Consider the following 26566-nt stretch of genomic DNA (forward strand, 5'->3'; position numbering starts at 1 on the left):
ATGATAAAAGAATTTGAGGCTCGGTTTGGCCCAATCCTTGAAAAGAAAACCCTTGGCGAGAAAAAAGTGCTGTACACGATAATGGCAAGGCCAGAAGACTTTCCGGATATGGTCAGGTTCCTTCTCGCTGGGGAGAATGTAAGGCTCTTTACCATGGTTGGGACTGACGAGAGGACGGTCGAAGATGCGTTCAGCATAACGTACTGGTTCGCGGACACATCCAAGGGGGAAATTCTGGGTTTGAGGCTATACGTCCCGGAGGACAGGCCGGTGTTCCCGAGCGTGGCCCAGTTCCACAAGGGTGCACTCTGGTTCGAGAGGGAAGTTCAGGACCTCCTCGGCGTTGAGGCGGAGGGCCTGCCTGACCGGAGAAGGTTAGTACTGCCCGACGACTGGCCGGAGGGGGTCTATCCCCTCAGGGAGGACTTCAAGTACTCGGAAAGTCCGCCGGGCGAGAAGAAGTATCCTTACGTCCGGCCTCCAGAGGGCTCGAGTGTCCACGCTATAGGGCCTTACCACATCGCCCTTGATGAGCCCGCACACTTCAGGCTCTTTGTCAAAGGGGAGGAAATCGTAGGCGTCGATTACAGAGGCTTCTACTCCCACAGGGGGATTGAAAAGCTCGCGAGGGGCAGGCTGAACTACAACCAGATATGTTTCATCGCCGAGAGAATCTGCGGAATATGTGGCTTCTCCCATTCAACGGTCTATGCTCAAGCGATAGAGGAGGCCGCAGGAATAGAAGTCCCTGAGAGGGCGGAGTACATCAGAACGCTGCTTCTCGAACTCGAACGGCTTCACTCCCACCTCCTCTGGATCGGTGTCGCAGCACACCTCGTCGGCTTTGACACGGCCTTCATGGATGTATGGCGTATAAGGGAAAGGGTCATGTGGCTGGCCGAGAGGTTAACCGGGAACAGAAAGACCTACGGGCTCGTTGTCGTTGGAGGCGTAAGGAGAGACCTCCTTGACTACAGGAGAGAGCTCGTAGAGCGGGAACTCGCTGTGCTGAAGAAGGAATTCGACAATGTTGTGGAGTTCCTATTGTCCTCCAGGGGGTTCATCAAAAGATGCGAAGGGGTTGGAGTGCTGCCAAAAGAAAAGGCAAGGGCCTGGGACGTGTGCGGACCGGTTGCAAGGGCTTCCGGCGTGGACTACGACGTCAGGAGGGACTTTCCCTACGCGGCATACGGAGATTTGAGCTTTGAAGTTCCCCTCGAGAAGGAAGGGGACGTTCTGGCGAGGGCCAAGGTTAGGATAGAGGAGGTAAAACAGAGTATTTCACTAATCGAGCAGGTTCTCGACGCGATGCCCGGTGGGAGCATCTTAGCGGACTTCGGAGACATCCCGGAGGGGGCAGAAGGAATCTCCGCCGTGGAGGCCCCCAGAGGTGAGAACGTGCACTACGTCCTGACAGGAGACAGGAACACCCTCTACCGCTGGCGTGTGAAGGCCGCCACATACAACAACCTGCAGGCCGTGCCGGACATGCTCGTCGGGTATACTATAGCGGACGCACCTTTGATTATAGCCAGTATCGACCCGTGCTACTCCTGCACCGAGAGGGTTCAGGTGGTCGATATCGAGAGCGGAAAGTCAAGGGTGGTGAGACTGGGGGTGGGAATTTGCCTGTGACCAAGATGTACCCATTCGAGCCTGCCGAGGCTCCCCCAGAGTACAGGGGTATTCCCCGCATTGACCCAGTGCTCTGCATAGGCTGCGGCGCCTGCGCCAACGCCTGCCCGCCGAACGCGATACTGAGGATAGACGACCCGGAAAGCGGGATGAGGAGGATAGTTCTCGACGTGGGCAGGTGCATAAGGTGCGCCCGCTGCGAGGAAGTCTGCCCGACGGGTGCGGCCAGACTAACCGCGGAGTTTGAGGCCGCCACAGATGACAGGCGTGATCACGTGGAGGTCGTTGAGCTGAAGCTCGCCAGGTGCAGGAACTGCGGGAGGTATACCCACTACACTGAAAGACAGGTGGCGAAGGTTCTGTCTCTGATTCCCAGGGGAATCCTCGACTTTGACAGGGTGAGGGAAAAACTCCCCCTCTGTTCAGAGTGCAAGCTGAAACTAACGGTACTCAACGCCACCAAGTTCGGGGAGGGTGAGTAGTGATGAAATCCCTCTGGGTCTTTCACGTGAATACCGGGGCCTGCAACGGCTGCGATATAGAGATACTGGACGTTCTCACTCCCTACTATGATGTGGAAAGACTTGGGGTAAAGCTCGTCCCAACGCCGAGGCATGCTCACGCTCTCCTCGTCACAGGGCCCTTAACGAGGCAGGCGTACCACGCGGCCAGGATGGCCTATGAAGCCATGCCGCCAAAGCCGAGGCTCGTCATAGCCGTGGGAACCTGTGCCTGTTCCGGCGGAATATTCCACGACAGCTACGCCCTGAGGCGCGAGCACAGAGAGTCCTTTGAGTACCCTCTGAGGGGTGGAGCCTCGGAGTTCCTGCCGGTGCACCTTTACATCCCCGGATGCCCCCCGAGGCCGGAAGAAATCCTCTACGGCATTGCACTCCTCAAAAACATCGTGGAGAAAAAAGTTCGGGGAAGCTGGTTTAGTGAGAGTGCCTTCGTTCTTCCGAGGGAGAGCTTCAACGCGTGGGTGGAGGTTCTTCTCCGGGCCAGGATAAGGAAGGAGCTGGGCTATTTTGACGGTTACCCGCTGCTCAGACGCTTTATGGAACTCGTTGAAAGCTCAGAGAGCAAAGAAGAGCTGGAAAAGCTTGTTCAGAAGGCCATAAGTGAAGAGAGTGATTCCAGACTTAGATACGGCCTTGAGAAGCTTTATTCCTACTACCTTGAGGTGGTGAGAACCTATGAGAGCATACTTGCTGCGAAGAGGGCGCTCGTTAGGCTTCCAAAATGAAGTTTCCAGGGTGCTGGACCACTTCGAGTCCAGCGCACTGGTCGAGGAGGTAATCTGCGAGATAAGCCCCGAAACCGCGAGTCTGCTGGAGAAAGGGGTCTTTGACATCGTAGCGTTTCCCAGGGAGGACAGGGAGGTAGTAAAAAAACACCTGGAGACCATCAAGAAAGGAGAAATCACGGTGGGGTGGGTTCCCGATGTTTGAGAATACAATCCTCCTCCTGATGGTGCTCTACGGGGTCGCTGGGGTAATCTATTTCATAAGGGTGCTACTGGGCCCCACGGTTCTCGATTCAATACTCGCAGGGGACTGTGTAAGCCTTGACGTCGCACTGATTGCACTCCTCATAGCGGTGTACTACGAAAACAACCTGCTCGCGGGGGGAGCCTTCTTCCTCGTTCTCTGGGCGTTCGTGCTTGACATCTTCGCGTCGAAGTACCTCGTTAAAGGGGAGGTGGGGGTATGATACTCTCACTCATCGGGACTCTACTGCTCATCGTGGGGGCGGTCTGCGACATATTCGGGGCCATCGGGATGCATCGCTTTGGAAACTTCTACCTGAGGCTCCACGCCGCAACCGTTGGCACGGTAGGGGGGAAGTTCTACCCCCTCATAGGGGTGGGTCTGATAGCTCTCGACAGAGGACTGCTCCCCATAGCAGGGGTGGCTTTCCTGAGTGCATTCACCCTGTTGATAACAACATCCGTTGGGAGCCACGCACTTGCATACGCCGCCGAGAGGGCTGGGGTTGTGAAGATTGAGCACGACGAGCTCGGGGGGGATGAGGATGATTGAGCTAACGGCCCTTGCCCTGCTCGGCTGCCTTGGACTCGCATACCTCGTGGTCACTGAAAGGGATCTGCTGAAAGCAGTCCTGTACACGGGGATCTTTGGTGGTCTCGTAATCATCGCAACGTACACCCTCATGGCACCCGACATAATACTCGCCTACGTTGCAGTTTCCGTCGCTCTATCCACAGGCCTAATGGTGTTCCTAGTCAGTAAAACAACCCGGGAAGAGGTGGTGTGATTGAGGATCGCTGGAATTCTTGTGATCATGCTGATTACACTCTCCGCCGCATACCTGCTGCAGTCCCACGTCGAGGACATCGTTGGCGTCGGAACACTCGGTGAGTTCTACCTTGAGAACAGCTACCTCGGCGAACGTTCTGCTGGCTCACCTGAGGTCGTTACGTCGATCCTCTGGGACTACCGCGGCATTGACACGTACTTCGAGACGGCAGTGCTCTTTCTCGCCATAATAAGTGCGGTCTCCGTGTTCCGGAGCTTTAAAGGGCGGGAATTCCGGGGAGACGGGTTCACAGAGATAGTCAAGATGGGAGTCAAGCTCGTGGCTTTTACCACCTTCGTGGCGTCTGCTTCGGTGGCGTTCCACGGACACATCACTCCCGGCGGCGGCTTCCAGGGGGGCTCCATGCTGGCGGTAAGTGCCCTGCTCATAATAGCCGGCTTCTCCAAGAAGGCCCTTGAGAGGAACGGAATAACAAAGACGCGGGCACTCGGGATAAGAACCTTGGGACTCTTGATCATAGTGTGCGTCGCGGTGTACCCCCTACTTAGGGGATTCCACTTTATGCAGAACCTGCCAGTGTATCCAGCCAAGGTGGGAGAACTCCTCGTTAGCGGGAGCCTGCTTCCCTATAATCTGGCCGAGTTCCTGGCAGTAGGGGCAGGATTTACGATAATCTTTCTCCTCCTTGCAAATCCGGAGGAGGGATGGCAATGAGCTTCGCAACATCTCTTGTGATAACGGCGGCAGTTGCTACCATGCTAATAGCGCTCTACGGAGTGGCAGTTAGGCCGAACCTCGTCAAGAAGGTGCTCTGCCTTTCCCTGTTTTCAGATATGGTGAACGTCCTTGTCATATTCCTTGGCTACAGGGACGTCGAAAACCCCCTTCCTCCGGTTTTAACCGAGTACTCGAGCGAAGGTGTGACAAAGCTCGTGGAGAGAAGCGTTGATCCGCTTCCTCAGGCACTGACGATAACCGCGATAGTCATCGGCCTCGCCGTTACAGTCCTCATGGCCTATGGTGTGATACACATTCAGAGGAAATATGGGACGGTTGATGTCCGGAAGCTTGCGGGGTGGGATGAATGAGGTCTGTCCCCGTGATGATTTTGGCGTTCATAATTTACATCATCGTAACAGGTTCGATAACAGCTTACGACGTAATCACCGGTGCAGTAACTGCCCTTGCGGCGGGACTGCTCTTCGGAAGGCATCTCGTTAGCAACCCGCGCAAGGCCCTCAACCCAGTTAGATGGGGGCGCTTTGCACTCTACTTTCTCAAGTACATCACGGTAATCGAGGCGAAAGCTCATGCCGACGTAATCAGGAGGATAATTAGCGGGGACGTCAGGCCGGGTATCGTTAAAGTGCCGCTCGACCTGAGGGACGAATACGCCCGTTTCCTTGTTGCCGCTTCAATTACCAACACCCCCGGAACCGTAACGGTTCACATGGATGACCGCTATGCCTACGTGAACTGGATAAACGTCTCCACATCCGATCCCGAAAAACGCAGGAAGGAGATCCTTGAAGAGTTCGAGGAAAACGCGAAGAAAATTTTCGAGGGGGGAGGAGCATGAATCTTCTAATACTGCCCGTCATTCCAATGGCCTTTGCCTTTGTACTCCCGTTGCTCTCCACTGTAATCAGGAACAGGCGCTTTATCTTTGGCTACGCCCTGTTTGTTACCGGAATAACGCTCTTGATGGGGGGTGAGCTCTTCAGGCAGGTCTATTCCTCCGAGCTCCCGCTGACCTATTCCTTCGGGGGCTGGAAGGCACCGGTGGGCATAATCTATGAAGTGGACAGATTTGGAGCCGTTATGGTGCTCGTAACGGCCGCACTTATGTTCCTCACGGCTGTCTACTCGGTCCGCTACCTTGAGCGCGAGGACGGTGTGGAGTGGTTCTACACCCTTTACCTTGGCCTTGAGGCGGGACTCCTAGGCATATTCATGACGGGCGACGCGTTCAATCTGTTCGTGATGCTCGAAGTGACGGCGATATCCTCCTACGGCCTCGTTATGTTCTACACGGAGGAAGGCTATCCTGCCTATTCCGGCCTCAGGTACGCGATAATAAGCTCCATAGGGACGACCCTCTACTTCCTTGCCCTCGTGCTGATCTACCGTGGACTCGGCACGGTGAACTTTGCGGACATCTCTGCGAAGTTGCACGGAATTGAATTCCCGATATCGACACCCTTAAACAGCATTGTGCCCATCCTCGCCATTTCAATGGCGCTGATAACGTGGGCCTTCACGATAAAGGCCGCAATAATGCCGAACCACTTCTGGCTTCCGGGGGCCCATTCCGCGGCCCCAAGTCCCGTCTCAGCGGTGCTGTCGGGTCTGGTTGTCAACGCAGGAAGCTATGGATTTATGAGATTCCTCAGCTTGATTTACGTCCCGGAAGTTTCCCGTATCGGCGATATCATCTGCACACTGCTGCTCATTCTCGGGGCAATCTCCGCCCTCCTATCCTCCATCGCGATGACCGTCCAGGACGATGTCAAGAGAATAGTCGCTTACTCAACAATACTCAACATGGGCTATCTGGCGATGGCAGTAGGAGTGAACAGCGAGGCCGGAACTGCCGGCGCAGTGTTTCACATGGTAAACCACGCGATAGCGAAAGCCCTCCTCTTCCTCGCCGTGGGTGTCTTCATCCACGCCGCAGGAAGCAGAAAACTGGATGAGCTAAAGGGGCTTGGAAAGAACATGCCCTTCACCACGGTGAGCCTGGCGATAGCCACGATGAGCCTTGTAGGGTTGCCCCCTACAAACGTTTTCTTCAGCAAACTTTTGCTTTACAGGGCCTACATAGAGAAAAGCCCAGTCCTCGTTGCAGTACTTCTGTTATCGAGTCTATTTGCTCTGGTAAGCTATATGAGGGTGCTTTACTGGCTATGGGTTAAAAAGCCAGATGAAAAGAGAGAGGCTCACGAACCACGTTCGATGGTGGCAGTGCTTGTGATACTGGCCATTGCGTGTCTGGTCATTGGAGTACTCTCCCCAATTCTGGTAGACCGGGTTGTGAACCCTGCCGTGGCCCAGCTGAAGGACGTGGAGGGCTACATACGGGCTGCACTCACCACGGGGGTGAAGTAGATGATTGAAGAGTTCAGAAAACACTACGGCGAAAACCTGCTCGGGATTGCACTCCTGGGCGAGACATGGCTTGTGGTCTTGAAGGAGGGGGACAAAGTGGAGTTGCTCGCCGATGCGGCCGAAACGTGGGAAGGGCTGGACGTGATTGCGGTGCCGGTGAGTTCCATCCACAACATCCATCCCGAGGTATTCGGCGACTTTCAAGTTCTTTACGACCCGGAGGGGATTGTTTCCAGGTCACTCGAGAGGATTATGGAACTGAGAGGCGCCTACCCAACGTTGTGGAACCTGAAGCTCATTGAGGTTACGGAGGTGAAAAGATGAGTGGGATGCGGTTTGCATTTCTGTGTAAGTCCAGGCCAGAGCCCACCGGGAAGAAGGTGGCCATAGTGGGGGCCGGGCCTGCAGGATTGAGTGCCGCTGGCTACCTCGTCTGTCAGGGACACGAGGTGCACGTCTACGACAAGCTCCCCGAGCCGGGAGGGCTGATGCTCTTCGGAATTCCCGAGTTCAGGATTCCGATATACCGCGTTAGAGAGGGCTGTGGTGAGCTCAAGGACCTCTTCGAGGTCAAGTTTTTCCCCAGAACCAAGGTGGTCTGCGGAGAGTGTGAAAGTGAGGCAGGGGACGAATTCGTTGAGAGAACGGTGCACCTGGCGGAGCTTAAGGAGAATTATGACGCGGTGTTGATAGCCACCGGAGCATGGGAACCCTGGAAACCCGAAGTTGAAGGCTCTGAACTTCAGGGTGTGTATCCCGCGCTGGAATACCTGTTCAGGATAAAGAGCGCCAAGCTCGGACACATGAAGTGGACAGACATAATACACCCGGAGGGCAAGAAAATCCTAGTTGTCGGTGCGGGGCACACTGCTGTGGACGCGGCCCTTGAGAGCCTCCTCCTCGGGGCCGATGAGGTATACCTCAGCTACAGGAGAAGCATAAAGGAAGCCCCCGCCGGCCCGTATGAGATACACCAGCTCATCCAGAGGGGAGTCAAGTGGCTCGAAAAAACCATGCCCGTCAGGATCATAGGTGATGGAAAAGTAAAGGCCGTCGAGATGGTCAGGATGGAGCTCGGTGAGCCCGATGCGAGCGGGAGAAGAAGGCCAGTACCCGTCGAAGGCTCGGAGTTCACGCTGGAGGTTGACTACGTTATATTTGCCGTAGGCCAGACTCCCACGCCGCCGGCCGGGGATGGCTTGGAGATAGCCAGGGACAAAAAGGGCAGAGTGGTCGTGGATGAGAGACACATGACGAGCGTTGAGGGCATATTTGCCGCGGGAGACGTCGTCACGGGCCCGTCGAAGGTAGGGCTGGCTGTTAAAGATGGCCTCTACGCCGCGAGAAGCATGCACATGTGGATGATGGGGGGTGAGTGAGTTGACAAAGAAGATACTCCACGTTGATTACAGCCTCTGCATTGGCTGTGAAACCTGCCAGGGGGTTTGTGATTTTATCCACGATGGAAAGCCCAACATAAGGATATACTACACCGTTTCGGGCCTTCCGGTGCCCATAAACTGCCGCCACTGTGAAAGGGCACCCTGCCTTGAGATATGCCCCGTTGGAGCGATATACAAGGATCACGAGGGGGCGGTGATAATAGATCCCGGGAAGTGCATAGGCTGCCTGATGTGCCTTGCCGTCTGCCCGTTTGGAGTTCCGAGCTTCGACGTCAGAATCCGTGTGGTGACAAAGTGCGACATGTGTGCCGAGAGAAGGGCAGAGGGCATGGAGCCAGCGTGCGGGGAAATGTGCCCGGCAGAGGCAATATTCTTCGGTGAATCCGAGGAAATTGAGGACAGGATAATGAGAAGAACTGCGGAGAAGATAGCGAGGGAAAGGATATCCTCCATGAATTTGGAGGGGGTGGGGAGAATGCTTTAATGGCCCATTTTTTAATTTGTTAAATAACATGATTTACCAATTGTGTACCAAGAAAACAAAACATCTTTCTGACAACCTTGTCGTAACATTTATAAGCATTTATTCTGTTATGCATTACTGATATTGCGATTGTGGGCCCACATGTTACACCTTAAGTTACAAACTTATGGTTGTACATATTTGGTCCAAAAAAACCTTTTATGTGGCCTTTACTAGAGATGAATGAGCACATTTGGAGGGTTCATTATGGTGTGGGAATCCCACGTTTCGATAAACCGGGTCTTTGAGCTGAGGTGCAGGACAACAGACTACTTCGGCCTATGCGCCATACACAAGTTTAACGATATTGTCCGGGAGCTTAAGGAGAAAGGTGTTGACAAGGTTATCCTCGTTACTGGAAGGAGTTCCTACAAGAAGTGCGGTGCATGGGACGTTGTCAGGCCTGCCCTTGAGGAAAATGGAGTCGAGTATGTCCACTACGACAAGGTGGGGGCCAACCCAACGGTTGATATGATCGATGAGGCCGCCGAGATGGGGAGAGAGTTTGGGGCCCAGGCTGTAGTGGGCATAGGTGGTGGCAGCCCTATCGATAGTGCCAAGAGTGTTGCGATTCTGCTGGAGTACCCGGACAAGACCGCCAGGGACCTCTACGAGTTCAGATTTACCCCCACAAAGGCCAAGCCGATAATAGCGATAAACACAACCCATGGAACCGGAACTGAAGTTGACAGGTTCGCAGTGGCGACGATTCCTGAGAAAGAGTACAAGCCGGCCATAGCTTACGACTGCATCTACCCGCTTTACGCAATTGATGACCCAGCACTGACAGTAAAGCTTTCCAGGGAGCAGACCCTGTACGTGACTATCGATGCACTCAACCACATCACAGAAGCCGCTACAACCAGGCTGGCCAATCCATATTCAATACTCCTCGCTAAAGAGGCCGCGAGGCTGATATTTGACTACCTCCCGGAGGCCCTCAAACACCCCGACAACCTGCAGGCAAGGTATGCCCTGCTCTACGCCTCTGCCATAGCCGGAATAAGCTTTGACAACGGTCTGCTCCACTTTACGCACGCCCTTGAGCACCCACTGAGTGCAGTCAAGCCAGACCTCCCCCACGGCCTTGGCCTCGCAATGCTCCTTCCGGCGGTAATCAGGCACATATACCCAGCCACCGCAAAGATACTCGCCGAGGTGTACCGGCCGCTCGTTCCCGAGGCCAAAGGTGTTCCGGGAGAGGTGGAACTCGTTGCCAGGAGGGTAGAGGAGTGGCTTTTCAGCATCGGTATAACTGAAAAGCTTGCGGATGTCGGATTCACTGAGACGGATGTGGACAGGCTAACTGAACTGGCCATGAAAACACCAAGCCTTGACCTGCTCCTCTCCATGGCTCCAGTGGAGGCTACCCGGGAGAGAATAGCGGCCATATACCGTGATTCGCTTTATCCTATTAGCAGAAAGTGAGTGGACGCTTTCTTCTACCTTTTGATTTAATCATTTTATATTCTGTCTGCTTTGTGGGTATTTATTTTAAACCTTTGGTTCAAAAAATCTTTTTATTGGCCTATTTTAAGGTCGGATTGAGAAGAACCCGGGGGAGGTTAATTTGGGGGAAATCGAGCTCGGTAAAGTCTGTCGCATATCGGGGGATGCAAAACTCATAATGTACGAAGAGGGGGGAGAAGTCCAGGATGCTCTTTTCATATCCACCGCCCCCGTTAGGGGATTTGAAAAGATGGTAATCGGGAAAAGCCCATTCTTTGTTGTGGAGGCTGTTATGAGAATATGCGGCTTGTGCCACGCCTCCCATGGCATAGCCGCGGCGGAGGCCATAGAAAATGCAATTGGGGTAACTCCCCCCAGAAACGGAGTGCTCCTGAGGGAGGCACTTGGTCTCATCAACAGGATTCAGAGTCATCTACTCGAGTTCCTCATGGTCGTCCCCGACTTGGTGGTGCCCGAAGAGCGGGAGAAGTTAATCCTCGAGCTGATTGATTTTCACACAAAAATCGGTGACTTTCTGCTGAAACTCGGGGGGGCCATGACCCATCCACCCAATATCACGGTTGGAGGCATAAACCCCGTTCCCAAGTGGAGCGTGTTCAATAACCTCAAGGCCAGACTACCCAAGATGCTCCGCTCATGGAATGAGCTGGCACACCTGCTAGTTGACGAAGACATTCAAACTGATGTTGCAAGTGAACTGAGAGAAAAGAAACACGATAACAGGTATCTATCCAGTGGCCTCTTCTATGGCGATAGGTTCAACATCGATGTTGGCAAGATAAAGCTGATTCCATACTACGAATTCCGGAAAGATGACCCCAGTTCCAAGGAATCGACTACGATGATAGCGATGTACAAGGGAAAACCCGTTGAAGTCGGTCCCAGGGCCAGGCTCAGTACCTATCGGGAAAAGAGCTATTCGACGCTCTACGACCTCCACACTGCGAGGGTTGATGACGTCAGCATTGCGCTCCACAGGTTGAGCAGTATCCTGGATTCCCTTGATATGAAGGAACCCTTCAGGAACCAGAACATTGTTTTTGGACCGGGTAAGGGCGTTGGCGTCTATGAGGCCCCGCGGGGAACTTTGGTGCATATTGTTGAACTTGGAGAGGAAGGAAGGACACTCTATTCGAGGATAGTTGTTCCTACGATGTTCAATATCCCAGTCATTGAAGAAGCCGTAAAAGGGTTGAGTGTTAAGGCCGCTGAAGCTGTTGTGAGGCTTTATGATCCGTGCATCCCATGTACAACACACGTTGTCAGGCTAAGGCGGTGAGACCATGGGGAGGATTACTGTTCTCCACGCCGATTTTGGCGGGTGTGCAGGGTGCAGTGTGAGCATCTTGCGTTCGTATCCTGAAATAAAGGATACAGTCAAACTGGAAACTCCATACCTGGTGGACAAGTACTTCCAATCGGAGGGCTACGACGTTGCAATCATAACAGGGGGCATATGTGTTAACGAAGGGTGGATGCTTGATAAACTTAAATATATCCGGGAAATTTCCGATGTTGTTGTTGCCTACGGTTCGTGCGCCGCGTTCGGTGGAATCCTGCGATTCTGTCGTGGGGGTCAAGAACCTCGACCAGACCACAGGAGCTTTCAGCCAATAAACAGCGTTATAAAGGTGGATTACTCCATCCCGGGCTGTCCCCCAGCGCCGCTGATGCTCCAATCCTTTTTCAGATTTTATCTCGATGAAGACGAACGAAGACTGGAGCTTTTTAGGATTTGCGGGAGTATAAAGAAACTAAGCGGTTTTGACCTTTTGGATGATGTAGTGCTTACTGGCCTCTGCATCGGTTGTGGGGCATGTGAACTGTCCTGTCCCACCCATGCCCTCCAGGTTGTGGATAAACGGCCAAATCTCGTTCAGGAAAGGTGCATACGGTGTGGGACGTGCTATATTAGGTGCCCCCGGGCCACTCAGATTTTAACGCTTGGAGGTGGTTCCCGTGATCAGCGTCTCTAACTCCTTTGTGGGTCATGTATTCAGTATTTACCTTGCCAGGAGTACCGATGAGGAAGTCATCAACACAAAAGTGGCAAGCGGAGGTGCCGTGACTGCAATCCTGAGCTATGCCCTTGACACGGGCCTTATAGACGGTGTTGTCACCGCAAAAAGAACCAGCGGACTTGAGGGCGAAGCCGTGGTCGCAAGGAGCAGGAAAGAACTCCTGGCAACGGTGGGTAATAAATGGAGCATCGTGCCCCTTGCATCCAGGATAAGGGCAAAAATAGAAGAAAACGACCTCAATCAAGTCTCCGTGGTCTGTTTGCCCTGCCAGGCACAGTTCTTCGGTCAGATGAGGGACTTTCCGATGCTGGAGACGGACTTCGGGGAGAGGATTGAATACATAATAAGCCTGTTCTGTATGGGTACTTTTGCCTTTGAGACGTTCACAAACTACCTGTATCGGAATCACGGCATAAGGGGACGGGACGTGAAGGATATAATTCTCAGGGGGGATGTTATAGAGGTCCACCATCCAGGAGGCGTTCTGAGGCTCTCGATCAGGGATATTTACCAGCATCTCCAAGTTGGCTGTTTGGTATGCTCGGATTACACAGGCAACTGGAGTGATATCTCCGCCGGAATCGTTGAGACAAAACCTGGCTGGACGATGCTCATTGCCCGGAACAAAAAGGCTGATGAGCTTATAAAAAATGCCAAAAAACACGGGTATATAGAGGTTACAGACGGTTCCCCGTTTATTGGGGACGTAATAACCAGGGCCAGAGAAAAGCTCACCAGATCCCAGAAGAACATGATGTACCTGTTCTAATGCCCGTTTTCTTTCTTAGAAGTCTGCCGCCGGTCTGTCGTGCATTGGGTTATCTCTTCGACTTATCGGCTCCACTTCGGCGTGTATTTGATCCGTTTATCCCCCGCAGAGGGGCCTCTCGTTTGAATCTTCTCACTTACCGAAGAGCAGGACTTCCTCAAGTTATTGTGCGCAGGTTCTTGAACCACTAACCATTTAAGCGGAGTGGAGATACCTCCCGCGGTGTGAGAGATGAAGCGCAGGTTGCTCGCCCTCATGGCTCTGGATGCGCTCATGATATACTCCTATCCTGTATTCTCTGAACCCACTGGAATCGGCACTGCCACGACGACTGCGTAGTGTTCTCCGTTGCCTTCAACGAGGAGTGTGATTTGGGCCTCGGCTTCGGCTACTACGATGAAGTCCCGCCGCTCTACTCGCTGCCGTTGCTCTTCCCGGTCAGGGCGCTCAGGAGGGCGTATTAGGGTTCCCCTCTGGACATTTTATCGAGCTTGAGGTAGAAGAACAGGACTATCATGAAGATTGTAATGTAGTAGCTCCACTGGAACGGTATGGCTCCCATTATTCCAAGGGTGTAGACCACCGTGAGGACGAGTACTATCGCCAGCAGAACTCTGTAGAGGGTTTTCTTCTCCATGCTCCCACCGGAAAAAATTGGAAAGGGGCTTTTTAACGGTTGCCCGGAAATAGGAAATCAGCCGGAGGCTGATGAAGTCGCGTTGCAGACCAGCGGCTGAGGCTGGTAGTTAAAGGCCTCCGGGTGCAGCAGGTATTCAGCTATCTCCTCGAGGCCGTGCACTATCCTCGGTCCGGGTCTTACAACGAGGTTCTCATCGCTGATGATGTAAACCCTGCCGTTCTTCACTGCATCGACGTTTGAGAGAGGTCCGGAGCACAGGTCTTCAGGCTTGATGCCTGCGTTTGGTGAGATTATTATGACCTCAGGGTTCCTCTTGATTATCTGTTCTGCATTCGCGGCCCCCCATCCCGAGATGTCAGCGAAGATGTTCTCACCGCCGGCTAGGCTTATGAGGTCGTTGATGAACGTGCCGTTTCCTGCGGTCCAGTAGCCGTTGTAATAGCTCAGAAGGAAGAAGGTCCTCACCTTCTGCTTTCCAGCGACCATGGAGGTTACGTAGCTCACCCTTGCCTTCATGTCGGCAACGACTGCCCTGGCTCCCTCCTCGCGGTTGGTGACCTTCCCAAGGAGCTCCACTTTCCTGTAGACGTCGTCGATGCTCTTGGGACTCAGTATGATAACCGGTGCTATCTTCTCAAGGCTGTCCAGTATGCCCATCGAGAAGTCGTCCGCCACGATGAGGTCCGGGTTGAGGGATGCTATGATCTCGAGGTTGGCATACTTGCCGTATCCACCGACGCGGGTGATGTTCTTCACCGCAGGTGGGAAGTCGTCGTAGTCGGTGACGCCAACAACCTTGCCACCGGCGCCTATGTAGAACAGGGTTTCGGTTATGCTCGGCGCGAGGCTGACTATACGCTGGGGCTCCTTGTCTATGGTTACAGTCCTGCCCTCGAAATCTGTAACCGTCAGCGGGTAGCTTACTTTGAACGCCTCGGGGTGGAGGAGTCCGGCGATGGTCTTGAGCCCCTCTAAAACCCTCGGGCTTGGGTGTATCAGGTCGTTCTCATTTTCGATGACGTAGACCTTCCCATCTCTGGCGGCCTTGGTGTTCGCCAGCGGGCCGTTGTAAACGTCCTGGACGGTCATACCGCAGTGGGGGGTGAGGATTATGACCTCCGGGTTCCTTTCAATCACCTGCTCCTGGCTTACTGTGGGCCACCCGGTTGTGTCGTTGAATACGTTCCTTCCGCCGGCGAGCTCGATGACGTCGCTTATGAAAGTACCCCCACCGGCGGTCATGAGCGGATTGTTCCAGACAACGTAGAAGACGCTGAGTTTTGGATAGCCCTTAACGGTGGAGTTTATCGCTTCAATGTTGGATTTAAACTCACTGATAACTTTTCTGGCGTTGTTCTCCGCGTTGAACACCTTGCCGAGAAGCTCGAGAGCCAGAGGTATGTCGTCCATGCTGTGAGGATCAACGACGACAACCGGCGCTATCTTCTCCAGCTCGTCGAGAATAGCCATTGAATAGCTGTCCACGAGTATTATGTCCGGGTTGAGTGAGGCTATGATCTCGAGGTTGGCGTACTTGCCGTAGCCGCCGACACGGGTGACGTTGCTGACCTCAGGCGGGAAGTCGTCGAACTGCGTGACACCGACGACCCTGTCGAAGAGCCCCAGATAATAGAGGTCTTCCGTTATGCTGGGGGCCAGCGTGACAACCCTGCGGGGCTCTTTCTCTATCGTAACGGTTCTGTTGGAAAAGTCAGTGATAGTCAGGGGATAGTATGGCTTCTCAGTCTCCGTTGCCGTGGGGCTGCTTGTAGTTGTGGTCTCAGTTGGTGTAAAGCTGGAAGTCGTCTCCGGGACGGATGTAGTCGGTGATGGGGTCTTAGTAGTGGTTTCGCCGCTTATGCAGCCGCTGGCCACGACGGCCCCGAGAAACAGTACAATGAGCAAGAGTGCGGTCCTTTTCATTTCAACCACCTGGATTATTTGTCCACTAGTGATTGGGGTGGGGGTATATAAGCTTGTTGGATATTTTGGCCATAGAGGCATAATGAGAGAAAAGGTTGAATGCCGGGATTTCAGTCCCTGCCCCTTCCAATCCTGAATATATCCACGCGGGTTATGATTCCCACTATCCTCCCTTCCCGATCCTGGACAAGAACTGCCGGGTGTTCCTCTAGCAGGTACTTGACTACCTCAAGGTCCTCGTCCTCACTGACTATTGGGAACGGCTCCTCCATGACTTCCATGACCTTGTGATCGTAGATGTCCTCGTACTCGAGGCTCTGCCTTACAAGGGTCTTCTCGGTGACTGAGCCGACAACCTTGTTGCCCGCTATCACGGGGATCTGGGAGATGTTGTGTTTGTTCATGAGCTTAATAACGTTTTCAATGGTCTCGTATGGTTTAACTGACAGAACAGGAGATGACATGACGTCTCTTGCCGTGAGCTGGGTCTTTTTGCATTCCAGAAGGGCCTGAAGAATTCGGTTGAACGTGGAGAGCCTTGGGTCGACTTTACCCGTCTCAAGCTTGGCTATATACGCCTGCGTTACCCCCGCCCTCTCCGCGAGCTCCTCTTGGGTTATCCCCAGCTCCTTTCGAATTCGGCGTATCTCTCTGGGGTCTATCGGCCGGGGTATTGCTACCATACATAACCACCGGTTATTGACTCCAGTATTGGGGGGATATAAGCTTTCCGTAGAAACACGTCGAAATGTGGGCCGGGCACAGAGGCCCGCGGTCATCGCTCGCGCGGGTGGATGCTCCCGGCCCTGTGGGCTCGGCGTGAGCACGCTCCGCTCACGGAACCCGATACCTCGCGGAGGCGGGTTAACCGAGCCCGTGCGAGGAGACTTATTGTCCCCTCACTGTCGGCGATTAAGAATTGGTGGTGAAATTTAAAAACCTGCCCCTTCATGCGGTCGAGATCAGGATGACGCCCACAACCGCCAGAAGGAGTCCCTCGAGTATTTTCCTGTTAGGGGGCTCCTTCAGGAGGAGTATCGCGAGGGCAGAGGCTATGATGGGATTTATCGCCGACACTGGTGCGGCTATCTGAGAACCGACGCTGCTCACGGAGTACACAAAGAAGTACTGGCCTACTAGCAGGCCGCTGAGAGCGGCACCGGCGAGGATCGCCAGCTCCCGCAGGGTAACCCTTCTGAGCTCCGGAAGGTACTTCGGGAGGAAAATCGAAACCCCTATTGCCGCGGACATCATCCTCAGCCCGGCGAGCGCCAGCACGTCTATGTATCCGGTCAGCCAGTCCATTGTGAATATAGCGAGACTCCATGAGATTGGCGCAAGCACTGCGAAGATGAAGCCCTTTGGATCGGCCCGCTCCTCTTCTTCTGCCCTGCGGACCAGGATTATCGCGGAAACAACCAGCCCCGCTCCGAGGAGTATCTGGGGGCTTATCTCCCTTCCGAGGAAGAGGAAGGCCCACAGTATCACCCAGAGCGGATAGGTAGATGTTATAGGAACCGTCCTGGAGACGCCCATCATGTTGAGGGCGTGGAGGTAGAAGTAGTCCCCGATGACAAAGCCGAACATTGATGAGATGAAGGCTATGGCGAGCAGTTCCGGAGAGAGTGCTAGGACCTGCGAGAAAGTGCCGTTCACAAGGAATATCACCGCAAACGCCACAGCAACTATGTAAAGGCGGATTATGTTGACCGCTACCGGGGTTCTGTCCCTCATGCCCACCTTTAGGAGGATCGTTGAGCTTGCCCACGAGAGTGCCGAGATAAGTGCCGCCAAAATTCCGAGGATGAGCGTGCTCATGAGAGATGAAAGGGAATGTTTAATTTAAAAACTTAGCGTTTAGATGCCTGACGAAATGCCACCAAAGTTATTAATCCTCTTGCAAACTTTGGGGCGATGATGACCTCGGCAGAGCTGACGCAAGGATGATGACGATCTTGAGTGCTGATTAGAACGTCATGATGGGAAGATGTAGAAAAGAGGAGGGCTTGGCGGTGATCAGCGAAGGATAACGCTCAGCCTCTTGAGGTTCATATTGACGCCGTACTCCCTAGACACGTCCTTGATGACCCTCTGGATCGTCGAAGTTATGTCTCTCTTTATCTTCTCGTCGGAGATTCCGGAGAACGAGCCGAAAAGGCCTCCGACATTTTCTCTAAGGAAGCTGGCCTCAATGTCAACATAGACCGTTGAGCCTTTGACCTCGTGGTTGAGCTTGAGCCACTTGAAGGTCACCCTCGGCACGAGCTTCAGCTCAGCGTGCACCCTGTTCTTGAGGGTCTCTATGGCGGGCTCTATGCGGCTCTTGAGCACAGTCTCCTCGCTCTCCTTCTTCTTCTCCTCGGTGAGGGTTGAGAGTTCGTCTATCCCAGCCTGTTTGAGGAGCTGTTCAACCTCCTTCTCCAGGAGTTCTTTCTTGGCAAGGATTTCCGCGGCCTTGCTGCTTGCCTCAACGCCATCTGAAATCCTTGTGGTGGTCGAGGGTGCGGTCTTGGTTATTGTTTTTACCTCAACGTTGTGGACGGTTATGTAGCGGTTGAGAGTTCTCCCGAGCTCCCGGGCGTGCCTGCCGACAACATCTCTAACGACTCTCTGGACTTCGTCCTCTGCCATCTTGGCCTCGGCCACCATGGAGAGGTTGATCTCGAACTCCCTCCGTCCTTTAATGTCGAAGTGGGCCTTGTCGACCTTTATGCCCGCGCTCTCTATTTCGGCCACGACGGTTCTGGCGAATGCACTGAAGTAGGGCCAAACGTCCTCGAGGACCGAGAGGACTATCTTCCCGTCCTTGGTGACGTTGGCGGTCTTCTTCTTGTCCTTGTCCACTATCTCCTGTGGCCTTACCTCCTGACCGTCGATGATGACGCTTACGTCCCTGATTATCGGCTTTATCTCGGCCTCCCTGAGGAGGACAGGAGCGTACTTGCTGACGGCGTGGAGCATCCTCTTCTCCGCTATCTCGATGTCCCTCGATCCACCCGTGGAATTTCCGTAGATGTGGACGTTAAGGTAGACTACCCCATCACCCACGTTTGCGTCGAACTCTATCCTGTTTATTGTCAGGCCCCTTATCCTCTTGGCCTCCTTGAGGAGGTCTTCCGCGTACACGTGGAACGCCTTCTCGGGCATCTTTCCCCCGCTCATCTTTATGATTACCTCTGGCTTTCCGAAGGGGGCGGGCTTCGGCTTTTCCGCTGGAGTTTCCACCACCGCTGGTGGCCGGGGAGTCGGGGTGGTACTGGTGCTCGTCGCTGAGGGGGGCTCTTTTTTCGGCAGTTCGGGCTCCTTCTCTTCCACGGGCTTCTTTTCCCCTGAGGGAGGCCCTCCTTCGTGAGCCTTAAGGAGTTCTTCCAGGGGCGTCTTGGGGGTCTGAGCGTACACATCAACGTTATCTGCCACTGATAGTTTGAGCTCAAGCTCATCGAGAGGGTAAACGTCAACGACCATTGGTTTGCCAATGAATGACTTTAGCATTCTGATTGCTTCCTCCCCCGAGAGGTTCTGTTTGGTGTCAAGAACGAGGCACTCCGCCGCGAGCACCTTGGACCTGTCGAGGAGGACGGTTACGTAGTATTTCCCTTTTGCATCTTTGGTGAATATCTTCAGAAATGCCCCATTCCCCTGGGATAACGCCCTCTGAATGAGTCCTGCAAGCTCCTCTGCAGAGGTCACCACCATGTTTTCCAGGAGCGGGCTCTTGTCAGGCAGTTGCATTCCCATCACCATTAGCTATATATATCCCTCAACCAAAGAAATCCCGAGAGGAGTTTCATCGTCTTAGTATACTGACGCTTGTATTTAAACATTATTGTGCAGGTGGGAATTATGCGGGTGCTGGTGTTGGGAGGAGGTGCCCTCGGCCGTTCGGTGGCCGAGTCGCTAAAGGGAGAATTCGACGTAACGATAATCGAGAAGGACGAGATAAGGGCCCAGGCCCTTGAGGAGAGTGGCTTTACGGTCATCAAAGGAGACTTTTCCTACACCGCGACGCTCCTGAAGGCCGGCATCGACCGGGCCGAACTGGTTATTATCACGACAATGGACCTGGACACGATAAGGAAGACGGTTTACGTCATCAGAACCAACAACCGGGAAGTCCCAATACTCACGGTTCTTCCGGATGACGTAAACCTTGAGGATCTGGTTTCCCAGATAAACGAGGAGTACGAGGCGGAAGTTAAGATCGACTACACGATCTCCCCGAGGAGTGCTCTCAGGGATGCGATAGTCAAGACCGTTGAGATTACGGGAGAGAAAAAGAGCGCAAACCTCCTCGTCAGGAAGCTCAAGGAGCTCAAGGCCCAGGATGATTCCCTCCTCATACTGATGCACGACAACCCCGACCCGGACGCGATAGCCAGTGCCGCGGCACTCAGCGTCATAGCCCAGACCCTCGGCTTCAAGACCCAGGTCGCTTACGGAGGCGAAATAGCCCATCACGAGAACAGAGCCTTCGTTAACCTCCTTGGGGTCGAGCTTAGAAAGGTCTCCCGGGGTTCCTACGAGCTGAAGCGCTATCCGTTCATCGCCCTCGTCGACTGCCAGCCCAACGGCAACCTCACCACGCTCGAACAGGAGGACTACGAGAAGATAAAGGTTATAATCGACCATCACCAGATACTCCAGCACCTCCAGGAGCTCATTCCGGAGGACGCTTTCCTGGACATAAGGCCGGAAGTCCACTCTTCATCCTCCATACTCGCCGAGTACCTCAGAATGCTGAACATCTCACTCTCGCCCCTCCTCGCCACGGCCCTGTTCTACGGCATCTACATCGACACCAAGAAGTTCTCCAAGCTCAGTCACGTTGACCTGAAGGCCATCGAGTTCCTTGCAGGTAAGGTGGACTACGAGCTGCTCGACAAGATAGAACACCCGGACATCAGCACCGAGACCGCGGAGATACTCGCGAGGGCCATCCTCAACAGGCGCATCTACAAGAACGTCGTCATAAGCAACGTTGGCTTCATAACGAACCGCGACGCAATAGCTGAATCGGCGGATTTCCTGCTGAGGCTCGAGGGCATAACCACCGTCCTCGTTTTCGGTATCGTGGACGACAGGATAGAGATGTCCGCGAGAACGCGCGATGTTAGGGTCAACATTGGCGCTGTTCTGCGGGAGGCCTTTGGCGACATAGGCAGCGGTGGAGGTCATTCCCAGTCCGGTGGTGCGAGGGTTCCACTCGGAATCTTCAAGCTCGCCAAGGACAAGAATTCGCTCCTGAGACTGGTTGAAGAGGCAATAACAGAAAAGTTCCTCGAGGCGTTAAAAGTTAAAGAGGGCTGATTACTCCTCCTTTGCTTTTACCAGTATTATATCCCCTATCGCTGTAACCCTCTCATAGGGCACGCCGACCTTCTCCCCGGGCAGTCCAAGGGCGAGTACCTTTCCCCTGCCCCTGTCGATTTCAATCAGTATCTCGTCGACATAGCCGACGTAGTAGCCCCTGGTGTTGTAAATCTGCTTCCCGTAGAGCTTTGAGAGGCGCATCACCATTTTAATCACCGGATTTAGTTGTCCGCGAACGTATTTAAACGTTACCTCCTTGAGATGTTCCTCGCCATCTCAAAGGCCCACCTTGCGAAGAGCGCGAAGAAGACCAGTATCGCGCCCATTACCCCGACCACGAAAAGGCTCATCACGGCTCCCTCTGTGCCCTGCAGGGGCTCGTATCCTTTGAATGTTAGCATCGCCACTGCAAAGCCGCCAAAGTAGCTCAGGGGTGCGAGGAACATGTCCAGATAGTTCTCAGGTCCTATGGTCATCAGAACTGCCATCACAACGGCTATGAAGGCGTAGATACGGGCCGGGTCAACGTTAGTCACCATCCAGAGGGCCGCCAGAAGCGACGTCGCGAGGAAGCCGAGGGGAAAAGCTGAGGCAGAGGCCCTCAGCTCGAGCCGGTACTTCAGGCTCAGCAGGATTCCCGCGACAAGTCCTGCATATATCAGGTACACGGCTTTTTCGTTCTCCCCGCTGGATGAGTATAGCGAGACGGCGATGGCGAAGCCGACGAAAGAGCCAACGCCTGCCCAGGTCAGCAGAGACTTCCAGTTCACCATCATTCTTTCACGACCCTTATGGTTATTTTGGATCCGTCCCTCAGGCCAAGCTCCTTCCTGAGGTACACCGGGGCGACTATCTCCGCTATCTTGGGCGGGTGGACGGTCCTTGAGGGTATCACTATCGCCCCTTCGACGTTCCCGATTCTAACGCGGTAGGCTTTGACGTCGCCGAAGGTCCTTCCCTCCCTTACGAAGCCCGGCAGGATTACGGGCCTGACGTTGCAGAGGGCATCAAACACTGTTTTCGGAAAGATGACCTTAACGTTCAGGGTTCCTGGATAGGGCTCAAAGCCGAGGTACTCCTTGATGAGGTGGGAATACTGCCTCACGTAATAGGCACCCTCCCCGATGCCCGAGATGACTTCCCCGATTATGACCCCGTTGTAGAGAACCTCTGATATTGCATCACAGAGATCCTCCAGAAAAGCCAGCCCCTTAGGGGTTATCTCCACGTAGGTCTTTTTGCCCTCAACGAACCTCTCGATGAGTCCATCACCTTCCATCTCATCGAGGAGCCTGAGAACCGACTGGGGGGAAATTCCCAGCTCGTCGGCGAGCTCTCTCATCGTTATCTTGACCCTTTCACCAATGGCATCCCTCCTGGCGAGCAGGATGAGCATCTTTACCCTTTTCATTGTTCACCCCTCTTTGACAGCCTGTCAGCCAGTTTAAGCGGTTTTGGATAGCCTCCCTCGAGCAGAGGCTCGACGATTCCCACTGCAGATCCCAAGTCGATTAGATTGCCGACGCTTACATAAGCTTTTCCCGTCCTCCGGAAGAGTTCCTCAGGAACTCCCCTCAGTGGCCTTTTAGCAACCCCAACCGTCGGCCTCCCTGTGAGAAGGCCTATGTGTGACGCGAGACCGTATCCCCTCGGATGTGCCCTCCCGTGCCCTTCAACAAGCAGAACGTCAAAATCCTCCCCGCGGAGTGCCAGAAGAACCGGCCTCGTCTCGCGCAGGAAGAAGTAGGTGGGGATGTAGGGGACGCTCACTTCGATCTCCACGACATTTGCCCTCAGAAGCTCACACTCGGGGAAGGAACAGAGGACGAAAGCCGCCCTAGCGAGATCTCCCCGGTAGGAGACGTCCACGGCGGCAACTGTTTTCACATTGGAAACGTCGAGGGGTCTCTCCACTATCTGCCCCGCCAGCTTTCTCTGGAGGGTGGCTATGAGTTCGAGCTTTCTCTCGGTAATTATGCAATTCTTTGATTCATTAATCACGTAATCACCGAATTATGTGGTTAACTACTGGTTTTCCCTATTCTCTAGAGCTTCAACCGCATTCCTAAGCCGGGACTCGAGCCTGGCGTTGAGCTTCGCCCTCGTTAGGTCCTCCAGAGTTCTCTCTAGTATTCCCCTCGCCTGATCCTGCTTCCCCCTCACGTTGACGAGGCCCTTCGGGTACTCCAGCGTCATTAGCTCCTCGTAAACGCTCTCCATGAAGCGGTAAGTTTTCTCTGCCTCATCCAGTTTTCCATCGAGCAGAAGGAGAAGGAAGTGCCTCCTCAGTTCCCCTATGAGGTCGCCGACTCCGAGGGCGTAGTCCGCGTGAGGGACGCCGAGCTCGGCAGGTGAAGGGAATTCGCTCCCTGTCATGTACGCGAAGAACAGGCTCGCCTCCACGAACTCTTGGTGGGCGCTCTGGACGTAGCCGGTGTAGTAAAGGTCGGGATGTTCCCTTAGCTTTTCCTTCAGCTTCTCCACCTTTTCGCGCGCTACCTTCAGTCTCTCGCGGGCCTTTTCGGTCTCCCCGCGATGGAGGGCTTTTATCGTATCCCCGCTGAGCCTCACGATCTCGCGCGTCAGTCTGAGCGCCTCCTCCCGGAGTGAGTCCTTCTCGTCGAGGACTTTCCTTATCTCGGCTATTATTTCCTTTAGCTCCATACTCTCACCAAAGAGAGTTATGAAAGAACCTTAAAAATGTGGGCCCGACCGATCCCCCACCCTCATCGACCGCCCGACGGCTCACTCAGGCAGTCCGGAGGGCGGGCCCTGTCCGCCCGGCATCGTCGCACCCGATCATCGACGGCTCAGCCCCCTCCCGGGCCCGGGCCACCGGGCGTCGTCGGATGCATACGGGGGATTTTCGAATGAAATTTTAAGGGTTTCGAGACCAATAACCGGCAGGAATATTCAACTTTCGGATTCATGCCGAAAAGTATATAAAGCGATGAACAGACCCGCTCATACACACTTCGAGAGGTGGCGATCATGGCTGAGAAGGTTAGGAACATAGTTGTTGAGGAAATGGTAAGGACTCCGGTCGAGATGCAGAAGGTCGAGCTCGTCGAGAGGAAAGGTATAGGCCACCCGGACAGCATTGCCGACGGCATAGCCGAGGCCGTCAGCAGGGCTCTCAGCAGGGAGTACATCAAGAGATACGGCATAATCCTCCACCACAACACCGACCAGGTCGAAGTGGTTGGCGGAAGGGCCTACCCGCGCTTCGGCGGTGGTGAGGTCATCAAGCCGATCTACATCCTCCTCTCCGGAAGGGCCGTAGAGATGGTCGACCGCGAGTTCTTCCCGGTTCACGAGATAGCCATAAAAGCCGCCCGCGAGTACCTCAAGAAGGCCGTCAGGCACCTTGATCTGGAGCACCACGTCATCATAGACTCCCGCATCGGCCAGGGAAGCGTTGATCTCGTTGGTGTCTTCAACAAGGCCAAGGAGAACCCGATTCCGCTCGCCAACGACACCTCCTTTGGAGTCGGCTACGCCCCGCTCAGCGAGACCGAGAGGATCGTTTATGAGACCGAAAAGCTCCTCAACAGCGACGAGTTCAAGAAGAAGTGGCCGGCAGTTGGCGAGGACATCAAGGTCATGGGCCTCAGGAAGGGTGACGAGATAGACCTGACAATAGCAGCCGCCATAGTGGACAGTGAAGTGGACAACCCGGACGACTACATGGCTGTCAAGGAGGCCATCTACGAAGCTGCCAAGGAAGTTGTTGAGTCCCACACCCAGAGGAAGGTTAACATACACGTCAACACCGCCGACGACCCGAAGAAGGACATCTACTACATCACCGTCACCGGAACGAGCGCAGAGGCCGGAGACGACGGTTCCGTTGGAAGGGGCAACCGCGTTAACGGACTCATCACTCCGAACAGGCACATGAGCATGGAAGCAGCTGCCGGCAAGAACCCGGTCAGCCACGTTGGAAAGATATACAACCTCCTCTCGATGCTCATAGCAAACGACATAGCAGAGCAGGTCGAGGGCGTCGAGGAGGTCTACGTCAGAATCCTGAGCCAGATAGGCAAGCCGATCGACGAGCCGCTCGTTGCAAGCGTCCAGATAATACCGAAGAAGGGCTACTCACTCGACGTCATCGAGAGGCCGGCCTATGAGATAGCGGATGCATGGCTAGCTGACATAAACAAGATTCAGAAGATGATCCTCGAGGACAAGCTCAACGTCTTCTGAGCCTTTTCCTTTTAATTCTGGCAATCAGTTCGCTTCTAAAAGTTTTGAAAACAGGTCAGAGTGCAGGGTAGGTGTTCTGCTTCAGGGCCCTGAGAAGCTTGGCCTCTTCCATCATAACGGCAAACTTCTCCTTTTTGACTTTAGTGAGCTGTGCAGCGGCGGCCTTCTTCTGGCGGGCAAGCCTCACGAGTCTGGCCTCTTCAAGGGCAAGGAGTTCCTTCCTCTTCTTAACAACCTCAAGCCTCTTCTCGAGGAGGGTGGATTTCAGCCTTTCCATAGTATCACCTGCTTTATTTAGGCGACTCTAAACCTTATAAGTTTTTCGCTGAATGCTACATATACATTCGGCAATCGACGAGGAACATACCTATAAACCAGCGTGGCTCAGAGACTCCGGTGGGGGATGATAATCGTGGTAACCGGAACTCCCGGCGTGGGCAAGACCACGATCTCAAAACTCCTCGCGGAGAGGCTCGGCTGCAGGTATGCGGGCATAAAGGAATCTGCCATCGAGAGGGGCGTTAAAAAGCGTGCTGGAATCGTTGACTGGAGCGACGCGTACGACGAGGTGCTGCCCTATTCGATGCTTGGGGGTGATTGAATGCGCATCCTCGCCATCACGGACATTCACGGAAGGCTGGAGAAGGTAGAAACGCTGACCGCGGCCCTTGGGGGACTTGAGCCGGAGCTTGTGCTCGTGGCCGGCGATATAACGAACTTTAGCAGCGCCAACACCGCCAGGAAGGTTCTCAAGCCGCTCCTCGCCCTCGACATACCGGTGGTGGCGGTCCACGGCAACTGCGACGGCAGGGACGTTCCAGAACTGCTTGGGGAGCTCGGAATAGGTGCCCACGGCCGGCGCGTCGAGATAAACGGGTTAGGAATAGTCGGAATCGGCGGTTCGAACCTAACACCGTTCAACACCATTTGGGAGCTAAGTGAGGACGAGATAAAAGAAATCCTCGAGCGGAACTACCGGGTAGGGGACGTAATCCTCTCCCACGTCCCACCTAAGGACACAAAAGCCGACAAGGTTCACTCGGGGCTTCACGTTGGGAGCACTGCGCTCAGGGAGTTCATAGAGAAAAACCAGCCGCCCCTCGTCATCTGTGGCCACATCCACGAGGCCAGGAGCGTTGACAGGATTGGAGAAACCTTCATCGTTAATCCGGGCCCACTCTTCAAGGGATACTACGCGGTGATAGAGTTCGATGAAGGGGAGAAAAGGGTGAAAAACGTGGAGCTGAGAAAGCTTTGACCTTTTTCTTCTGAAAG

Annotated in this window: 32 protein-coding genes and 1 pseudogene; 22 read left to right on the forward strand and 11 right to left on the reverse strand. The window is 54.2% G+C overall.

What is annotated here, in order from left to right; genetic code table 11:
• From A3L08_RS06525 to A3L08_RS06610, 18 genes are all read left to right on the forward strand, one after another.
• Nucleotides 1-1635, forward strand: coding sequence for a hydrogenase large subunit (locus tag A3L08_RS06525; protein WP_088854251.1), 1635 nt, complete (start codon nt 1-3; stop codon nt 1633-1635).
• Entirely contained in the window at nt 1632-2117 is a 486-nt protein-coding gene (locus A3L08_RS06530; protein ID WP_335755222.1) for a 4Fe-4S dicluster domain-containing protein, read from the forward strand. Before A3L08_RS06525 ends, A3L08_RS06530 begins: the two co-directional genes overlap by 4 nt.
• Nucleotides 2118-2119: 2 nt before the next feature.
• Nucleotides 2120-2881 carry an NADH-quinone oxidoreductase subunit B family protein gene (locus A3L08_RS06535; protein ID WP_088854253.1) on the forward strand — a complete coding sequence of 254 codons (762 nt, stop codon included), beginning with the start codon at nt 2120-2122 and terminating at the stop codon, nt 2879-2881.
• 10 nt (nt 2882-2891) lie between these two features.
• Entirely contained in the window at nt 2892-3086 is a 195-nt protein-coding gene (locus tag A3L08_RS06540) for a hypothetical protein (RefSeq protein ID WP_232461687.1), read from the forward strand.
• A complete protein-coding gene (locus A3L08_RS06545) occupies nt 3079-3348 on the forward strand; it encodes a monovalent cation/H+ antiporter complex subunit F (protein ID WP_088854255.1) in 270 nt (89 codons plus the stop codon). Before A3L08_RS06540 ends, A3L08_RS06545 begins: the two co-directional genes overlap by 8 nt.
• Nucleotides 3345-3677 (forward strand): monovalent cation/H(+) antiporter subunit G, encoded by a 333-nt coding sequence (gene mnhG / locus A3L08_RS06550; RefSeq protein ID WP_088854256.1) that lies wholly within the window; start codon nt 3345-3347, stop codon nt 3675-3677. The genes A3L08_RS06545 and mnhG overlap by 4 nt, the downstream gene beginning before the upstream one ends.
• On the forward strand, nt 3664-3912 hold the full coding sequence (locus A3L08_RS06555) for a Na(+)/H(+) antiporter subunit B (RefSeq protein WP_232461688.1): 249 nt from the start codon (nt 3664-3666) through the stop codon (nt 3910-3912). The genes mnhG and A3L08_RS06555 overlap by 14 nt, the downstream gene beginning before the upstream one ends.
• A complete protein-coding gene (locus tag A3L08_RS06560) occupies nt 3913-4629 on the forward strand; it encodes a Na(+)/H(+) antiporter subunit B (RefSeq protein ID WP_088854258.1) in 717 nt (238 codons plus the stop codon).
• Entirely contained in the window at nt 4620-5003 is a 384-nt protein-coding gene (locus tag A3L08_RS06565) for a sodium:proton antiporter (RefSeq protein WP_232461689.1), read from the forward strand. Before A3L08_RS06560 ends, A3L08_RS06565 begins: the two co-directional genes overlap by 10 nt.
• Complete coding sequence (locus A3L08_RS06570; protein ID WP_088854259.1) at nt 5000-5494, forward strand: Na+/H+ antiporter subunit E; 495 nt, start codon at nt 5000-5002, stop codon at nt 5492-5494. Before A3L08_RS06565 ends, A3L08_RS06570 begins: the two co-directional genes overlap by 4 nt.
• Nucleotides 5491-7023 carry a proton-conducting transporter transmembrane domain-containing protein gene (locus tag A3L08_RS06575; protein ID WP_088854260.1) on the forward strand — a complete coding sequence of 511 codons (1533 nt, stop codon included), beginning with the start codon at nt 5491-5493 and terminating at the stop codon, nt 7021-7023. The genes A3L08_RS06570 and A3L08_RS06575 overlap by 4 nt, the downstream gene beginning before the upstream one ends.
• A complete protein-coding gene (locus A3L08_RS06580; protein WP_088854261.1) occupies nt 7024-7347 on the forward strand; it encodes a hypothetical protein in 324 nt (107 codons plus the stop codon). It abuts the gene before it with no gap.
• Complete coding sequence (locus A3L08_RS06585) at nt 7344-8402, forward strand: FAD-dependent oxidoreductase (protein WP_088854262.1); 1059 nt, start codon at nt 7344-7346, stop codon at nt 8400-8402. Before A3L08_RS06580 ends, A3L08_RS06585 begins: the two co-directional genes overlap by 4 nt.
• Nucleotide 8403: 1 nt before the next feature.
• Nucleotides 8404-8910: a 4Fe-4S dicluster domain-containing protein gene (locus A3L08_RS06590; protein ID WP_088854263.1), complete on the forward strand. Its 507-nt coding sequence runs from the start codon at nt 8404-8406 to the stop codon at nt 8908-8910.
• A 222-nt stretch (nt 8911-9132) separates the two neighbouring features.
• Nucleotides 9133-10377 carry an iron-containing alcohol dehydrogenase gene (locus tag A3L08_RS06595; protein WP_232461690.1) on the forward strand — a complete coding sequence of 415 codons (1245 nt, stop codon included), beginning with the start codon at nt 9133-9135 and terminating at the stop codon, nt 10375-10377.
• A gap of 142 nt (nt 10378-10519) precedes the next feature.
• Entirely contained in the window at nt 10520-11698 is a 1179-nt protein-coding gene (locus tag A3L08_RS06600; RefSeq protein ID WP_088854264.1) for a nickel-dependent hydrogenase large subunit, read from the forward strand.
• Nucleotides 11699-11702: 4 nt separating this feature from the next.
• Nucleotides 11703-12395 (forward strand): NADH-quinone oxidoreductase subunit B family protein, encoded by a 693-nt coding sequence (locus A3L08_RS06605; RefSeq protein WP_088854265.1) that lies wholly within the window; start codon nt 11703-11705, stop codon nt 12393-12395.
• A complete protein-coding gene (locus A3L08_RS06610) occupies nt 12379-13209 on the forward strand; it encodes a Coenzyme F420 hydrogenase/dehydrogenase, beta subunit C-terminal domain (protein ID WP_088854266.1) in 831 nt (276 codons plus the stop codon). The genes A3L08_RS06605 and A3L08_RS06610 overlap by 17 nt, the downstream gene beginning before the upstream one ends.
• A 460-nt stretch (nt 13210-13669) precedes the next feature.
• Here the strand turns inward: A3L08_RS06610 and A3L08_RS10000 are convergent, their stop codons facing one another.
• From A3L08_RS10000 to A3L08_RS06630, 5 genes are all read right to left on the reverse strand, one after another.
• Nucleotides 13670-13846, reverse strand: coding sequence for a hypothetical protein (locus tag A3L08_RS10000; protein ID WP_198362099.1), 177 nt, complete (start codon nt 13844-13846; stop codon nt 13670-13672).
• A 57-nt stretch (nt 13847-13903) separates the two neighbouring features.
• Nucleotides 13904-15772 (reverse strand): ABC transporter substrate-binding protein, encoded by a 1869-nt coding sequence (locus A3L08_RS06615; RefSeq protein ID WP_088854267.1) that lies wholly within the window; start codon nt 15770-15772, stop codon nt 13904-13906.
• 110 nt (nt 15773-15882) lie between these two features.
• The gene (locus A3L08_RS06620) at nt 15883-16455 is read right to left on the reverse strand and encodes a CBS domain-containing protein (protein ID WP_088854268.1); all 573 of its coding nucleotides are present in this window, start codon (nt 16453-16455) and stop codon (nt 15883-15885) included.
• Between the two features lie 265 nt (nt 16456-16720).
• Nucleotides 16721-17590: a DMT family transporter gene (locus A3L08_RS06625; protein WP_088854269.1), complete on the reverse strand. Its 870-nt coding sequence runs from the start codon at nt 17588-17590 to the stop codon at nt 16721-16723.
• 198 nt (nt 17591-17788) lie between these two features.
• Nucleotides 17789-19504: a hypothetical protein gene (locus A3L08_RS06630; protein WP_088854270.1), complete on the reverse strand. Its 1716-nt coding sequence runs from the start codon at nt 19502-19504 to the stop codon at nt 17789-17791.
• Between the two features lie 111 nt (nt 19505-19615).
• Here A3L08_RS06630 and A3L08_RS06635 point away from each other — a divergent pair, with 111 nt between their 5' ends.
• Nucleotides 19616-21079, forward strand: a complete 1464-nt coding sequence (locus A3L08_RS06635; RefSeq protein ID WP_088854271.1) for a DHH family phosphoesterase — start codon at nt 19616-19618, stop codon at nt 21077-21079.
• Here A3L08_RS06635 and A3L08_RS06640 read toward each other — a convergent pair whose 3' ends face one another.
• The 5 genes from A3L08_RS06640 to A3L08_RS06660 are packed head-to-tail and all read right to left on the reverse strand — an operon-like array spanning nt 21080 to nt 23746.
• A complete protein-coding gene (locus tag A3L08_RS06640; protein WP_088854272.1) occupies nt 21080-21289 on the reverse strand; it encodes a PRC-barrel domain-containing protein in 210 nt (69 codons plus the stop codon).
• A gap of 41 nt (nt 21290-21330) precedes the next feature.
• Nucleotides 21331-21858 (reverse strand): hypothetical protein, encoded by a 528-nt coding sequence (locus A3L08_RS06645; protein WP_088854273.1) that lies wholly within the window; start codon nt 21856-21858, stop codon nt 21331-21333.
• Nucleotides 21855-22493, reverse strand: coding sequence for a DUF120 domain-containing protein (locus A3L08_RS06650; RefSeq protein ID WP_088854274.1), 639 nt, complete (start codon nt 22491-22493; stop codon nt 21855-21857). Before A3L08_RS06650 ends, A3L08_RS06645 begins: the two co-directional genes overlap by 4 nt.
• Nucleotides 22490-23083 (reverse strand): endonuclease V, encoded by a 594-nt coding sequence (locus A3L08_RS06655; protein WP_232461691.1) that lies wholly within the window; start codon nt 23081-23083, stop codon nt 22490-22492. Before A3L08_RS06655 ends, A3L08_RS06650 begins: the two co-directional genes overlap by 4 nt.
• 24 nt (nt 23084-23107) lie before the next feature.
• Nucleotides 23108-23746: a translin family protein gene (locus A3L08_RS06660; protein ID WP_088854275.1), complete on the reverse strand. Its 639-nt coding sequence runs from the start codon at nt 23744-23746 to the stop codon at nt 23108-23110.
• A gap of 327 nt (nt 23747-24073) precedes the next feature.
• On the opposite strand from A3L08_RS06660, the gene A3L08_RS06665 reads away from it, so the two are divergent.
• A complete protein-coding gene (locus tag A3L08_RS06665) occupies nt 24074-25291 on the forward strand; it encodes a methionine adenosyltransferase (protein ID WP_088854276.1) in 1218 nt (405 codons plus the stop codon).
• A 55-nt stretch (nt 25292-25346) separates the two neighbouring features.
• On the opposite strand, the gene A3L08_RS06670 is transcribed toward A3L08_RS06665, so the two are convergent.
• A complete protein-coding gene (locus tag A3L08_RS06670; RefSeq protein ID WP_198362100.1) occupies nt 25347-25568 on the reverse strand; it encodes a hypothetical protein in 222 nt (73 codons plus the stop codon).
• A 126-nt stretch (nt 25569-25694) separates the two neighbouring features.
• Here A3L08_RS06670 and A3L08_RS10295 point away from each other — a divergent pair.
• Both A3L08_RS10295 and A3L08_RS06680 read left to right on the forward strand, forming a co-directional pair.
• Nucleotides 25695-25779, forward strand: a pseudogene (locus A3L08_RS10295) (AAA family ATPase); the annotation flags it as partial.
• A 113-nt stretch (nt 25780-25892) separates the two neighbouring features.
• On the forward strand, nt 25893-26549 hold the full coding sequence (locus A3L08_RS06680; protein WP_088854278.1) for a metallophosphoesterase: 657 nt from the start codon (nt 25893-25895) through the stop codon (nt 26547-26549).
• Nucleotides 26550-26566 lie beyond the last annotated feature (17 nt).

Origin of the sequence: Thermococcus pacificus (assembly GCF_002214485.1) — an archaeon.
Lineage (GTDB): Archaea > Methanobacteriota_B > Thermococci > Thermococcales > Thermococcaceae > Thermococcus > Thermococcus pacificus.

Excerpts from the sequence above, each read along its gene's own strand:
- A3L08_RS06660 (WP_088854275.1), bottom strand. The coding sequence starts at position 23,746 with ATGGAGCTAAAGGAAATAATAGCCGAGATAAGGAAAGTCCTCGACGAG.
- A3L08_RS06595 (WP_232461690.1), top strand. The coding sequence starts at position 9,133 with ATGAGCACATTTGGAGGGTTCATTATGGTGTGGGAATCCCACGTTTCG.
- A3L08_RS06615 (WP_088854267.1), bottom strand. The coding sequence starts at position 15,772 with ATGAAAAGGACCGCACTCTTGCTCATTGTACTGTTTCTCGGGGCCGTC.
- A3L08_RS06650 (WP_088854274.1), bottom strand. The coding sequence starts at position 22,493 with ATGAAAAGGGTAAAGATGCTCATCCTGCTCGCCAGGAGGGATGCCATT.
- A3L08_RS06535 (WP_088854253.1), top strand. The coding sequence starts at position 2,120 with ATGAAATCCCTCTGGGTCTTTCACGTGAATACCGGGGCCTGCAACGGC.
- A3L08_RS06555 (WP_232461688.1), top strand. The coding sequence starts at position 3,664 with ATGAGGATGATTGAGCTAACGGCCCTTGCCCTGCTCGGCTGCCTTGGA.
- A3L08_RS06645 (WP_088854273.1), bottom strand. The coding sequence starts at position 21,858 with ATGATGGTGAACTGGAAGTCTCTGCTGACCTGGGCAGGCGTTGGCTCT.
- A3L08_RS06620 (WP_088854268.1), bottom strand. The coding sequence starts at position 16,455 with ATGGTAGCAATACCCCGGCCGATAGACCCCAGAGAGATACGCCGAATT.
- A3L08_RS06670 (WP_198362100.1), bottom strand. The coding sequence starts at position 25,568 with ATGGAAAGGCTGAAATCCACCCTCCTCGAGAAGAGGCTTGAGGTTGTT.
- A3L08_RS10000 (WP_198362099.1), bottom strand. The coding sequence starts at position 13,846 with ATGGAGAAGAAAACCCTCTACAGAGTTCTGCTGGCGATAGTACTCGTC.
- A3L08_RS06625 (WP_088854269.1), bottom strand. The coding sequence starts at position 17,590 with ATGAGCACGCTCATCCTCGGAATTTTGGCGGCACTTATCTCGGCACTC.
- A3L08_RS06575 (WP_088854260.1), top strand. The coding sequence starts at position 5,491 with ATGAATCTTCTAATACTGCCCGTCATTCCAATGGCCTTTGCCTTTGTA.
- A3L08_RS06570 (WP_088854259.1), top strand. The coding sequence starts at position 5,000 with ATGAGGTCTGTCCCCGTGATGATTTTGGCGTTCATAATTTACATCATC.
- A3L08_RS06630 (WP_088854270.1), bottom strand. The coding sequence starts at position 19,504 with ATGCAACTGCCTGACAAGAGCCCGCTCCTGGAAAACATGGTGGTGACC.
- A3L08_RS06585 (WP_088854262.1), top strand. The coding sequence starts at position 7,344 with ATGAGTGGGATGCGGTTTGCATTTCTGTGTAAGTCCAGGCCAGAGCCC.
- mnhG (WP_088854256.1), top strand. The coding sequence starts at position 3,345 with ATGATACTCTCACTCATCGGGACTCTACTGCTCATCGTGGGGGCGGTC.
- A3L08_RS06525 (WP_088854251.1), top strand. The coding sequence starts at position 1 with ATGATAAAAGAATTTGAGGCTCGGTTTGGCCCAATCCTTGAAAAGAAA.
- A3L08_RS06565 (WP_232461689.1), top strand. The coding sequence starts at position 4,620 with ATGGCAATGAGCTTCGCAACATCTCTTGTGATAACGGCGGCAGTTGCT.
- A3L08_RS06665 (WP_088854276.1), top strand. The coding sequence starts at position 24,074 with ATGGCTGAGAAGGTTAGGAACATAGTTGTTGAGGAAATGGTAAGGACT.
- A3L08_RS06545 (WP_088854255.1), top strand. The coding sequence starts at position 3,079 with ATGTTTGAGAATACAATCCTCCTCCTGATGGTGCTCTACGGGGTCGCT.
- A3L08_RS06680 (WP_088854278.1), top strand. The coding sequence starts at position 25,893 with ATGCGCATCCTCGCCATCACGGACATTCACGGAAGGCTGGAGAAGGTA.
- A3L08_RS06635 (WP_088854271.1), top strand. The coding sequence starts at position 19,616 with ATGCGGGTGCTGGTGTTGGGAGGAGGTGCCCTCGGCCGTTCGGTGGCC.
- A3L08_RS06640 (WP_088854272.1), bottom strand. The coding sequence starts at position 21,289 with ATGGTGATGCGCCTCTCAAAGCTCTACGGGAAGCAGATTTACAACACC.
- A3L08_RS06580 (WP_088854261.1), top strand. The coding sequence starts at position 7,024 with ATGATTGAAGAGTTCAGAAAACACTACGGCGAAAACCTGCTCGGGATT.
- A3L08_RS06605 (WP_088854265.1), top strand. The coding sequence starts at position 11,703 with ATGGGGAGGATTACTGTTCTCCACGCCGATTTTGGCGGGTGTGCAGGG.